This is a genomic window from Streptomyces sp. CWNU-52B, assembly GCF_047444975.1.
In the GTDB taxonomy this organism is placed as follows: domain Bacteria; phylum Actinomycetota; class Actinomycetes; order Streptomycetales; family Streptomycetaceae; genus Streptomyces.
The window spans coordinates 65,921-77,368 of sequence record NZ_JBLFJV010000066.1 but is presented as its reverse complement, the minus strand read 5'-3'; the positions used below and the strand labels follow the sequence as shown (position 1 = coordinate 77,368).

The following is an 11,448-nucleotide window of genomic DNA, read 5'->3' as shown; positions in this document are numbered from 1 at the left end:
ACGGGGGCCGCTCATCCGGCCCCATCACCGCACGCATCTCCACAAGCAGGGGGACCGCCGCATGCTTCGGGTGCTGTTGATCCTGGTGCCACTGGCACTCAGCATCTATGCGTTCATCGACTGCATCACCACCGATGAGAAGGACGTCCGCTACATCCCGAAGCCCCTCTGGGCGATCCTCGTGCTGCTCTTCCCGCTCGTCGGCTCCATCTCGTGGCTGATCGTCGGCCGCGTCCGCACACCGCGCGGCACGTCCTCGGCCCGCGGGGGCGGCTGGGTCGCGCCCGACGACAACCCCGACTTCCTGAAGTCCCTCAAGGACGACAGCAAGGGCAGCGGCCAGGGCAGTGGCAAGGCCGAGGGCGAGAGCGAGGACGGTGGGGCGAAGGACGGCGAGGGCGCGGACGACGACTCCCACCTCAAGGACTGGGAGGCCGACCTGCGCCGCCGCGAGGAGGAACTGAAGCGCCGCGAGAGCGGTACGGGCGAGGGCCCGGAGGACTCGGCGCCGCCGAAGCCCTGAGCCCCGTTCCCGACAGCTACGGCAGCGGCCCCGGCCGGGCCGCGTACGTCACACCGCCGACCAGCGCTGCGAAGCCTTCCCCGCGCAGGTCGTCGCCGTCGCCCCGCCGTCCTGGCCCAGGTCGAGGCAGCCGCCGTTGCTGCCGCTCTTGATGGTGCTGCCCGAGCCCGCGCTCCAGACGGTGCCGGCCGCACCGCAGTTGCTCACGAAGACGGCCTGGCCGATCATGTTCGCGGACAGGCACTGCCCGGCCGACTTGTTGACCAGCTCGAACCCGCCGGACACGCTCCGTACGGTCCAGGAGGTGGCCGAGCCCGAGCAGTCGCCCGAACTGGCCGCGGAGTACACGTTGTTGAGGCACTTGCCGGTGTTGCCGTTCCGGTAGCGATGCGTGCCCGAGGTGGGCAGGCCCGCGTCGCCCCCGGCCGACGTACCACCGGCTCCGTCGGCCGAACCGGACCCGCCGGACCCGCTCGCCCCTCCGGAACCGTCCGAGCCGCCCGAGCCCTTCGAGCCACCGCCCGCGTCCGAGCCGCCGGAACCGTCCCCCGCACCACCGGCGGCGTCCTGCGCGGCGCCCGCGCCTCCGGAGCCCGACGCCCGGGACCCGCCGTCACCGGTGCCGCCGTCCTTCCCTTTCCCCTTCTCCCCTCCCTCGCCTCCGGCCTTCTCGTCGTCCGGGGACTTCGAGCCGCTCGGCGCGGAGGATGTGGGGCTGCCCGACACCTGTGCCGAGGCGGTCGGCGTGGACCGTGCCGTGTCGTCCCCGTCCGGCGAGGTCACGTTCGGGAGGTACTGGATGGCAAGGGTCGTACCGGTCACCACCACGACCGGGACGACGGCGAGCAGCACCCGGGTACGCCGACGCCGGCGCTGGGGCCTGTCCTTCGACGCCGACTCGGAGACGGGTTCGGGTTCGGGTACGGGTACGGGTTCGGGTACCGGTACGGGCGCAGGGACAGGCTCGGGCACCGTCGGCGGCCCGGGTACGTCGATCTCCTGCACCCGCGCGGCGAAGGCGGCCCGCTCGGCAAGGTGCTCGGTGATGTCCCGCGGCCAGAGCGGCGCGGTGAACGGGCCGTGCGCGTCGGCGCGTTCGAGGAGGTCGGCGGCGGTGGGCCGGTCCTCGGGTGTCTTGCCGAGGCAGGCCGCGACCAGGTCGGCGAGTTCGGGATCCACGTCCCGTACGGGAGTCAGGTCGGGCTCTTCGTGGACGATGCGGTACAGCACGCCGTGGCCCGACTCGTCCCCGAACGGCGGGCGCCCGCACGCCGCGTAGGCGAGCACCGAACCCAGCGCGAACACATCGGTGGCGCCGTCCAGCGTCCGCGCTCCCGATGCCTGTTCGGGCGCCATGTAGGCGGGGGTGCCGACCACCATGCCGGTCACCGTGACCTTGCTCTGCTCGGCGGCGCGGGCCACCCCGAAGTCGATGAGCGTGGCGCCGTCGAGGGTGAGCATGACGTTGGACGGCTTGAGGTCCCGGTGCACCATGTCCAGCGCGTGCACCGCGGCCAGGCCGGCGGCCGCCTCGCGCAGGAGGGCCCACAGCGCTTCGGCGGGCAGGGGCTCCTCGTTCAGCTCGACGGCCTGTCTCAGGGTGAGCCCGGGTACGTACGCGGTGGCGAACCACGGCGGGCGGGCTGCGCCGTCACCGGCGAGGAGCGGCGCGGTGGCCTCGGCGGGCAGCAGAGCGAGGTTGTCCAGCTCGTGCCCGAAGCGGCGCAGGAAGTCCTTGTCCTCGGCGACGACGGAGGGCAGCACCTGCTTGACCGCGACGTACCGCCCCTCGTGGACCCCTAAGAACACCCGGCCCATGCCACCCGCACCCAGCCGGCCCGCCAGAGGAATGGAACCGATGGTCCGCGGGTCCTCCTCCTCCAGTGGTTCGGCCCCGCTTCCACTCAGATCGAACACGCCTGCCCCGACTTCCCCGTTCACGGTCACTGCCCGTACCACTCACCACAGCCGTTCGACCGGCGGCGGGTCCGCCCATCCCCCTCCGGTGGGCGGACCCACTCGTCCGGCAAGGATCAAGTCTGGGCTGTCGGGCCGTAGAATTGGAAGTACTTTCTAGAAAAATGCTCTAGAACTGCTCCGGCAAAGAGAACATCCGGTAAAGAGCACGCAGAAAGAGCGCGAGCGCAGAGGAGGGCGACCCCCGCATGAGTCGGAAGCAGCAGCGCGGTGAGGCGACCGCCGCCCTGCTCCTGGACGCGGCACTGCGCGTGTTCGCCGAATCGGGCGAGCAGGGACTCACGGTGAACGCCGTCACGAAGGCGAGCGGCGTGAGCCTGGGCAGCCTCTACCACCACTTCGGCAGCCTCGACGGGCTCCTCGTCGCGCTGGCGCACCGCTGGCTGGGCCAGCTGCTCGGCGAGCTGGTCACGGCCCTGGAGGGCACGCGCACCGCCCGCTCGGGCATCGACGCCCTCGTGCGGAGCTACCTGGGCTTCACCAAGGAACACCCGGACGCCGCACTGCTGGTGCACTCCCCCATCGTCGACCGGATGGGGATGGCGGACGGCCAGGAACTCCGCGACACCCAGGCGACGAAGGTCTCGGCGTTCGCGCTCTGGATACAGCCCCACGTCGCGTCGGGCGAGGTCGCCCCGCTCCCCCTGCCGCTGATCGAGTCCCTGGTCCTGGGGCCCGTCGTCGCCGTGGCCCGCCGCTGGCTCTCGGGCATCGACGACATCGACCTGGACGACGCCGCGCGGATCCTGCCGGAGCGGATCTGGCAGTCGGTCAGCGGGGCGCGCTCGTGACCTGTGACTCCGATGCCGATTCCGGAGTCGGAGTCGGGTCGGGAGCCGGGGCCCCACTTGAGTCCGGAGTCGAGGTCGACACCGATTTCGACGGCTCCGACGGTGCGGCCGTCGGTACCGGCGGCTCCTCGGGGGCTGCCCCGGTGGGGCCACCGGGGATCGAGGTCGGCTTCTCCCCGGGGGCCCGGGACGTGCCGGGATCCGTCGACGGCTGTGTGGTGGGCGGGACCGAGGTCGTGGCCGGGGGAGTGCGCTCGGGCGGCGGGGCGAGCGGGACCGTCGGGGACACCGGCCGGTCGGGTGCCGCCAGGCGGACCGGCAGCACGACGAGGGCGGTGACGGCGCACAGCAGGCCGGCCCCGGCTGCGGTGCGCAGCAGCCGGCGGCGGGCCGCACCGCGGCGGATCGCCTCGTACCGGCCGGGAGGCGGACCGAGGTAGTCGGAGGAGGGCCGCAGGATGACCGTGAGGGGGTCGTCGGGTTCGAAGTCCGGACCGTCGTCAGAGTGTGTGATCAACGCTTCTCCTCAGATGGGCGCGGAGCAGTTCTCGGGCCGCGTGGAGGTCGGCCTTGATGGTTCCTTCCTTGCGCCCGGTCAGCACGGACACCTCCCGGATCGGCATGTCGGCGTAATAGTGAAGCAGGATCGGGACGCGCAGTCGTTCCGGCAGGGACTGTACGAGCAGCCGCACCGACGGGTCGGTCTGTCCGGTCTCCGGGCGGACGGATGCCTCGACCGTCGCGCGGTGCACGGCTCTGCGTTCACGTTCGAGCTTGCGCCAGTGGTCCCGGACGAGGTTGGCCGCGGTGACGTAGAGGAAACCGCGGGGCTCCGCCACGGAGGTCCAGCGGGCCCAGAGCCTGGTGAACGCCTCCGAGGCGACCTCGTGGGCCATCTCGTCGTCGTCCACCAGGCGGCGGCACCAGCCGGCCAGGCGTGGGTAGAGGGCAGCGAACAGCTCGGTCGCTGCCTCCTCGCGGGACCGTTTCACCACGCTCCAGGGTCGGGCCGGCCTGCGTGCCGATGGAATGCCATGGGGCTCACGCGCTCAGTTCGGCGAAGACGATCACACTGTCGCGGTACCCGTCGCCGCTGCGCGGACCACCGCAGGTGATGAGCCGCAGCTCGGGACGGCCCACGTCACCGTAGACGTCGTCCGTCGGGAACTTCGCCTGCGCGACCGTCCGTACGTCGCTGACGGTGAACCGGGCCGCCGTGCCGTTCTCCAGGCGCGCCACGATCCGCTCGCCCCGTCGCAACCGCGAGAGATGACGGAAGACACCGTCGCCGTAGGACCCGACCGTGACGTGGCCGAGGATCACCGACGGGCCCACCTGGCCGGGCGTCGGTGAGTGCCGGTACCAGCCCGCGCGGTCGTCGGCCTCGACCGGGGGCACCTGCACGCTGCCGTCCGAGGCCAGTCCCAGCCGCATGACCGGGGTGTCGACCTCGATGGCGGGGATCTCCAGCCCGACCGGGACCGAGCGCGCCAGTGCGCGCACCGTGCGCCCCGACCCCGACGCCTTCCCGTTCCCGGCGGCACCGGAGGAAGGCGGCGTGCTCTCGCGGCCGGCGGTGCCTGCCCCGTCGGCCTTGTCGCCCCCTCCGCCCCCGCAGCCCACGAGCAGGGAGGCCATCGCGGCGGTGACGAAGACCCGCCTGGAGGGGCCGCGCCCGGAGGGCAATGTCATGCTCCGGTCGCCCGCCGACGGCGTACGACGTAGACCGCCGCGCCGCTCAGCGCGAACGCCGCGGCGGCGCCGCCGATCAGGCCGCCGTCGCCGCCGCCGGACTCCGACGACGCGACACCGGTGTCGGGCGCTCCACTCGGTACGACGGAGACCTCGCTCGCGTCCGGCACCTTGGTCGGCACAGGGCTCGGCGCCTTGGTCGCTTCGCTCGGCGCCCTGGTCGGTTCGGCGCTCGGGGCTTCGGTCCCGGGCGCGGTGCCGCCCTCGCTCGGCGCGACGGTGGGGGCCTCCGTGGCGGAGACGGGGGTCGGAGGCTTGTCGTCTGCGAACGCGGGCACCGTGCTCGCCAGCACGGCGGTGCAGGCAAGTGCCATGGCGCTGAGGACAGTTCGGCGCATAAAGGGCTCTCTCTCGTCGGGCCGCCCGTCCAAGTGACGTGACGGGCGGCTGCGTTACGGATCGAGCAAAGAGACGAGGCAGCGGGGCACCGGGTTGTAAAGAACAGGCAAAGCCCTGACGCGGCCGCGTCCCGCGGCCCGACTCGCCGTCGTCGCGTTCGGCCTACGGCCGCCGCAGGCACGTCCGCCATAGGAGAGTGGAGGCCATGAACGACATGGAGCGCCTCGACCGGACCCGGGCCGCCGTCTGGCTCGCCACCGCCGTCGAGGAGGCCAGGACCGGCCTCGCGGAGGGCGGCGTCCCCGTCGGCGCCGCGCTGTACGGGGCGGACGGCACCCTGCTCGGCCGGGGACACAACCGCCGTGTCCAGGACGGCGACCCGTCCGCACACGCCGAGACCGCCGCCTTCAGGAACGCGGGACGGCAGGTCTCGTACCGCGGTACGACCATGGTGACCACCCTCTCGCCGTGCTGGTACTGCAGCGGTCTGGTCCGGCAGTTCGGGATCTCCCGGGTCGTCGTCGGGGAGGCCGAGACCTTCCACGGCGGGCACGACTGGCTGGCGGAGCACGGCGTGGAGATCGTGCTCCTCGACGACGCCGCGTGCGTCTCCTTGATGCGTGACTTCGTCAGGAACAACCCGGCACTCTGGAACGAGGACATCGGTGAGTGACGCCCTTCCCCCCGACCGCCCCCGCGTCCCGACCGTCGACCTCGGGCCGTGGCTGTCCGGTGGCCCCGAGGCCCGTGCCCGGATCGCCCGTACCGTCGACGAGGCGCTGCGGAGCGCCGGGTTCCTGCTGGTGACCGGCCACGGCGTCGACCCCGCCCTGCGGGTACGGGTCCGGGAGGCGGCCCGTGCCTTCTTCCTGCTGCCCGCCGAGGCCAAGGAGCCGTACGCGGTGAAGGTCGGCGGCCGGGGCTGGCTCGGTCCGGGCGCCGAGGCCAACGGCTACGCGGAGGGCACCCCGACGCCGCCCGACCTGAAGGAGTCCCTGACCTTCGCGACGCACGAGCCCTTCGACGACCCGAGGACCAACGAGGAGTGGTACGCGCCGAACGTCTGGCCGGCCCAGGCTCCCGGGCTCCGGGCCCTGTGCGAGGAGTACCTGGCGCGGATGGGCGAGCTGGAGAACCACCTGCTCACCCTGCTCGGCGAGGCGCTGGGCCTGGAACCGGACTTCTTCACCCGGCACATGGACCACCCGACGTACGGCTTCAACATCAACTGGTACCCGGGCAGGGAGGTCGTCGGCGAGCCCGCGGAGGGCCAGTTCCGGATCGGCCCCCACACCGACTTCGGCACGGTCACCATCCTCGACCGGCAGGCCGGCAAGGGCGGACTCCAGGTCTACACGGACGACGGCGGCTGGGAGGACGCGCCCTTCGACCCGGCCGCGTTCACCGTCAACATCGGGGACCTGATGGCCCGTTGGACCGGCGACCGCTGGCGCTCGGGCCGCCATCGGGTCCTTCCCCCACCGGCCGACGAACCCACCGAGGAGCTGATGTCCCTCGTGTACTTCGGCGAGTGCACCCCGGGCACCCGCGTCGAGTCGGTCCCGGCCCCGGTGGGACGGGTGGCGTACGAGCCCGTCGACTCCCATGTGTACCTGCGGGCGAAGCTGGCCTCGATCACGGTGAACTGAAGTGAACTGAGGTGGGGGGAAGCGAAGGGAAGCGGAGGGAAGTGAGCCGGCCGCTCCGTGGTCGGACTCGGCCGACGGCGCCGACATTTGTGGAAGCCTACGGAAGCCTGCGGACATCGCCCGACCCACTCCGAAACAACGCCCCCTGGCCTCCGGCCGGTTGATACACCTCACCTAAGACAGGACCCACGGGCCCCGGGGGGAGACGCGGTGCGCAGAGGGCTGCACGGCCGAGGGGCGCTGTTCGACACGGAACCGCCCGGCCTCGCCGCACGGCTCGTCGGGCTGCGCCCGTTCCAGCACGGGACCAGTCCGTACGAGCACCCGAAGGACGTCCCCTTCGTGGTGTTCGCGGGCGCCCGCGGCCTCGGCAAGAGCACGGTACTGGCGGAACTGCGGGCCGCGTACGAGGGGCGGACGCCCGTCGCGCTGATCGACTGCGAGGCGGACCTGTTCGCATGGGCTCCCGCGGGACAGCCGTACGAGGTCTGGTCGCCCGTGTCTCAGGCCCTGGTGACGATCGCCGAACAGCTCGCGGAGCCGGTGGCCGACGCGGGCCGGATCCCGTTCCCGAGGCTCGCGGTGGGCCTGCTGGCCGTGGCGGCGGGCGGCTGGCACGACCGGGACGTGTCCCGCGCCCGCCGGGAGGCGGAGCGGATCCTGCTGTTCAACGACACGGGCCCGTGGGTGGGCGGGTTCGGTGGGTTCGGCGGGTTCGGGGCCCGCTGGGTCGGCCGGGCGTCGGCCAGGCTGACCGAGGCTCTGTCGGGTACGGAGCCGGGGGCGGAGGCCGGTGCCGGTGCAGGCGCGGGGCCGGTGGTCGAGCCGGTCGTCGAGGCCACGTTGGAGGCGTTCTCCGAAGGGGTCTCGCCCACGCACCGCCGGTTGCGGAAGGCCGCCACCTGGTACCGCGACCACCCCGGCTCCGCCGGCAACCCCAAGCTCGGACTCGTCCTGCTCTCGGGGCAGTTCAGGGCGGGCGGCTACTCCCGCACCCACGCCGAGGGACATCTCGTACGGGCCCTGCTGGCCGACCTCGACGACGCGTACGGCGGTTCGCTGCCGCGCGGGCACCGGCCCGGCCGACCCGTGATCCTCATCGACAACGCGCAGACCGAGCCGGGCATCGGGCTGATCGGGGCGGTGCTGCGGGACCGGGCCGACGGCATCGCCGACCCGGTGGCGTTCTTCGCCGGGCTGCGCGGGCACGGCCATCCGGCCCTGCGCAACGCGACCCGCGCCACCCTGCCCGAGCTGGCCCGTGCGAGCGGCTGGGCACCCGGTGGCACGGCCTCGTCCCGGGCGCTCCTCGTACCCCTGTCGCCGCCGGCCCCCGACGAGACCCCACGCACCGTCGAGGCGGAGCGGTCGGACGGTCAGACCCCGGCGTAGGAGTGCTTGCCGGTGACGAAGATGTTCACGCCGTAGTAGTTGAACAGCCAGCAGGCGAACGCGATGAGCGCGATGTACGCGGCCTTGCGGCCCTTCCAGCCCGCCGTGGCGCGGGCGTGCAGATAGGTGGCGTAGGCGACCCAGGTGATGAAGGACCAGGTCTCCTTGGGGTCCCAGCCCCAGTAGCGGCCCCACGCGTCGCCCGCCCAGATGGCACCGGCGATGATCGTGAACGTCCACAGCGGGAAGACCGCGGCGTTCACCCGGTAGGAGAACTTGTCGAGCGACGCCGAGGCGGGCAGCCGTTCGAGCACGGAGGTCGCGAAACGGCCGGGCTTGCCGCCGGTCGCCAGCTTGTTCTCGTACGAGTCCTTGAAGAGGTACAGGATCGTGCCGACCGCGCCCACGTAGAAGACCGCGCCGCAGAAGATCGCCGTGGAGACGTGGATGTAGAGCCAGTACGAGTGGAGGGCCGGCACCAGCTGGTCGCTCGCGGTGTACAGGACGGTGACGGCGAGGCCGAGGTCCAGGAGGACCGTGGTCACCAGGAAGAGGCCCATCCAGCGGACGTTCTTCTTCATCGCGAGCAGCGCGAGGTACACGGCGACGGCGACGGTGGAGAAGGTGATGTTGAACTCGTACATGTTGCCCCACGGCGCCCGCTGCACCGACAGGGCGCGGGTGAGCACGCCGCCGAACGCGATGAGGAAGGCGAGCACCGTGAGGGAGATGGCGATCCGCCCGTAGAGGTCCCCCTGCACGTCCCCGCCGTGCGCGCCGGGCCCGTCCGGCACGTCCCGCGCGCCGGCCGCGGCCCGCGTGACGACCTGGGGCCGCTCCAGCACGGCGGTGCCGCCCGCGTTCTGCACGGTGACCGCGGGGCCCGCGGCCTTCTTGGCGGCGCCCGCGTCGGTGGCGGTCAGCGCGGCGGCCGTACGGCCGACCTTGCTGCGGCTGCCGAAGAGCCATTCGGCGATGTACGCGAAGAAGGCCAGCGTGTAGACGGCCATCGCGGAGTAGATCAGCGTGTTGCTGACGTTCGCGAGGTGCTCGTTGGTCGCGGCGGCGAGGTCTGTTGCGGCGGCGAGAGTCATTTGTTCTCAGCCCCTTCGGCAGGTACGGCGGGGGGTTCGGGGGTGGTTTCGGCGGGGGATTCAGCGGGGGTCACGGCGGTGGGTGTCACGTTCTCGGCCTCCGGGTCCGGGCCTGGCTCGGGGTCCGGGCCTGGCTCGGGGTCCCCGGTGTCGACCGGGGCCTCGACCGCGTCCCTGTCCGGGGCCTCGGGTGCGCCCGGCGCCAGGTCGTACAGGTGGCCCGCCAGGACGCCCAGTTCCTCCGGGACCTTGGCGGACTCGCTGCGGCCGAGGCCCGCCATCTCGACGACCGTGACGCCGTCGGGGCCCGTCACGGCACGCACCCACACGCGGCGGCGCTGGATGAAGAGGGAGGCGGCGAGCCCGAAGATGGCGGTGACGGCTCCGCCGAGCGCCCAGCCGGCCCCGGGCTGCCGGGTGACCTGGAAGTTCGCCCACTCCTTGATCCCCTTCTCGAAGGTGATCGAGCCGGCGCCGTTCGGCAGCTGCATGGTCTCGCCGGGCTTCAGGTTCTCCCTGAGCTGCTCGCCCTTGGAGTTCTTGAACTCCCTAAGGTTCTTCTTCTCCAGCTGGTACACGCTCTGCGGGAGGCCCGCGTCGACACCGAGGTCGCCGTGGTACGCCGCCAGGTTGAGCACCGGGTTCAGCAGTGCCGGGAACTGCGAGACCACCGCGGTGCCGTCGCCCCCGTACGCCGGGAGGAAGAAGGCCTGGATGCCCAGCTGCTCCTGCTTCCCCTTGGCGTTCTTGTAGCCGTCCATGACCTTGATCGCGCCGGTCGAGGTGACGTTGGAGTCCAGCGGCAGCAGGGGCACGGCCTGGCGGTAGACGACGTCGCCCTTGCCGTCCCGGACGGTGACGACAGGCGCGTAACCGTGGGCGGTGAGGTAGACCTTCGAGTCGCCGATCACCAGCGGCTGGTTGACCTTGACGGTCTTCTTCTGCTCCGCGCCGTCGGCGCCCACGCTGTAGTCGACGCCCGCCTGGTAGGTGCGCGGGGTGCCCTTGTTGGGGCCCGTCGTCTCGTACGTGCCCTGGAAGTCGTCCAGTACGAAGCTGAACGGCTCCAGGTCGTCCGTGTCGAAGAGGCTCCCGGACTTGAAGTCGTCGTACTGCGTGAGGGTGTTGGCGAAACCGTCGCCCTCGACGATCAGCTTGTTGCCCTCGGACTTGAAGAGCTGGCCCCAGGCGAAGGTGGTCAGCATCACGATCAGCGCGATGTGGAAGGCGAGGTTGCCGATCTCACGGAGGTAGCCCTTCTCGGCGGCGACCGCGTCCCCGGCGAGGTCCGCGCGGAAGCGCCGCTTCTTCAGGACCTTCAGCGCCTCGTCCCGCACCTCCTCGGGCGCGGCCTCGGTCCGCCACGTCGTGTACGCGGGCAGCCGGGTCAGCAGCCTCGGCGCGCGCGGCGGGCGGCCCCGCAGCTGGCCGACGAACTGCCAGGTGCGCGGCACGATGCAGCCGATGAGCGAGACGAAGAGAAGGATGTAGATCGCGGAGAACCACGTGGAGCTGTACACGTGGAACAGCCCGAGCTTCTCGTAGATCGGCCCGACCGTGGTGTGCCGTGCCTGGAAGTCGGCGACCTTCGTCTCGTCGGTCCCGGACTGCGGGATCAGCGAGCCGGGGATCGCGCCGAGGGACAGCATGAAGAGCAGGAGCAGCGCGACCCGCATCGAGGTCAGCTGCCGCCACATCCAGCGGGCCCAGCCGATGACCTCACGGCCGCCCCACGCGAGCCGGCCGACGACACCGGGGGCGCGCACACCGCCGAAGGAGCCGGGCATCGCGGTCTCGCGGGGCGCGGTGGACAACTGGGCCCCGGCGGCACCGAGATCACCGGCGTCACTCTCTCTGTTCGGACCACCCTTGCCGCTGTTGCCGTTCTCGCCGCTGTCGGTCCGCACGTCAGTGTCCCGTGTCGTGCTCAT

General features: G+C 72.0%; 12 protein-coding genes. 5 read left to right on the top strand and 7 right to left on the bottom strand.

Annotated elements, in window-relative coordinates; all coding sequences use genetic code 11:
- Positions 1 to 61 precede the first annotated feature (61 nt).
- Positions 62 to 523: a PLD nuclease N-terminal domain-containing protein gene (locus ACLVWQ_RS39905; RefSeq protein ID WP_414114228.1), complete on the top strand. Its 462-nt coding sequence runs from the start codon at positions 62 to 64 to the stop codon at positions 521 to 523.
- A gap of 48 nt (positions 524 to 571) precedes the next feature.
- On the opposite strand, the gene ACLVWQ_RS39900 is transcribed toward ACLVWQ_RS39905, so the two are convergent.
- Positions 572 to 2,440 (bottom strand): protein kinase domain-containing protein, encoded by a 1,869-nt coding sequence (locus ACLVWQ_RS39900; RefSeq protein ID WP_414114227.1) that lies wholly within the window; start codon positions 2,438 to 2,440, stop codon positions 572 to 574.
- 248 nt (positions 2,441 to 2,688) lie between these two features.
- On the opposite strand from ACLVWQ_RS39900, the gene ACLVWQ_RS39895 reads away from it, so the two are divergent.
- A complete protein-coding gene (locus ACLVWQ_RS39895) occupies positions 2,689 to 3,291 on the top strand; it encodes a TetR/AcrR family transcriptional regulator (protein WP_414114226.1) in 603 nt (200 codons plus the stop codon).
- Here the strand turns inward: ACLVWQ_RS39895 and ACLVWQ_RS39890 are convergent.
- The 4 genes from ACLVWQ_RS39890 to ACLVWQ_RS39875 are packed head-to-tail and all read right to left on the bottom strand — an operon-like array spanning position 3,272 to position 5,381.
- Positions 3,272 to 3,808 (bottom strand): hypothetical protein, encoded by a 537-nt coding sequence (locus ACLVWQ_RS39890; RefSeq protein WP_414114225.1) that lies wholly within the window; start codon positions 3,806 to 3,808, stop codon positions 3,272 to 3,274. The genes ACLVWQ_RS39895 and ACLVWQ_RS39890 overlap by 20 nt on opposite strands.
- The gene (locus ACLVWQ_RS39885; RefSeq protein ID WP_414114224.1) at positions 3,792 to 4,283 is read right to left on the bottom strand and encodes an RNA polymerase sigma factor; all 492 of its coding nucleotides are present in this window, start codon (positions 4,281 to 4,283) and stop codon (positions 3,792 to 3,794) included. Before ACLVWQ_RS39885 ends, ACLVWQ_RS39890 begins: the two co-directional genes overlap by 17 nt.
- Before the next feature lie 49 nt (positions 4,284 to 4,332).
- Positions 4,333 to 4,983: a class F sortase gene (locus ACLVWQ_RS39880; RefSeq protein ID WP_414114223.1), complete on the bottom strand. Its 651-nt coding sequence runs from the start codon at positions 4,981 to 4,983 to the stop codon at positions 4,333 to 4,335.
- Complete coding sequence (locus ACLVWQ_RS39875; protein WP_414114222.1) at positions 4,980 to 5,381, bottom strand: sortase-dependent protein; 402 nt, start codon at positions 5,379 to 5,381, stop codon at positions 4,980 to 4,982. Before ACLVWQ_RS39875 ends, ACLVWQ_RS39880 begins: the two co-directional genes overlap by 4 nt.
- Before the next feature lie 206 nt (positions 5,382 to 5,587).
- Between ACLVWQ_RS39875 and ACLVWQ_RS39870 the strand changes: the two genes are divergently transcribed.
- From ACLVWQ_RS39870 to ACLVWQ_RS39860, 3 genes are all read left to right on the top strand, one after another.
- Complete coding sequence (locus ACLVWQ_RS39870; RefSeq protein ID WP_414114221.1) at positions 5,588 to 6,055, top strand: nucleoside deaminase; 468 nt, start codon at positions 5,588 to 5,590, stop codon at positions 6,053 to 6,055.
- Positions 6,048 to 7,031 (top strand): isopenicillin N synthase family dioxygenase, encoded by a 984-nt coding sequence (locus ACLVWQ_RS39865; RefSeq protein WP_414114220.1) that lies wholly within the window; start codon positions 6,048 to 6,050, stop codon positions 7,029 to 7,031. The genes ACLVWQ_RS39870 and ACLVWQ_RS39865 overlap by 8 nt, the downstream gene beginning before the upstream one ends.
- Positions 7,032 to 7,241: 210 nt before the next feature.
- Positions 7,242 to 8,423 (top strand): hypothetical protein, encoded by a 1,182-nt coding sequence (locus ACLVWQ_RS39860; RefSeq protein WP_414114219.1) that lies wholly within the window; start codon positions 7,242 to 7,244, stop codon positions 8,421 to 8,423.
- On the opposite strand, the gene ccsB is transcribed toward ACLVWQ_RS39860, so the two are convergent.
- Entirely contained in the window at positions 8,408 to 9,517 is a 1,110-nt protein-coding gene (gene ccsB, locus ACLVWQ_RS39855; RefSeq protein ID WP_414114218.1) for a c-type cytochrome biogenesis protein CcsB, read from the bottom strand. The two genes, ACLVWQ_RS39860 and ccsB, sit on opposite strands and share 16 nt — an antisense overlap.
- Entirely contained in the window at positions 9,514 to 11,448 is a 1,935-nt protein-coding gene (locus ACLVWQ_RS39850) for a cytochrome c biogenesis protein ResB (RefSeq protein WP_414114217.1), read from the bottom strand. The genes ccsB and ACLVWQ_RS39850 overlap by 4 nt, the downstream gene beginning before the upstream one ends.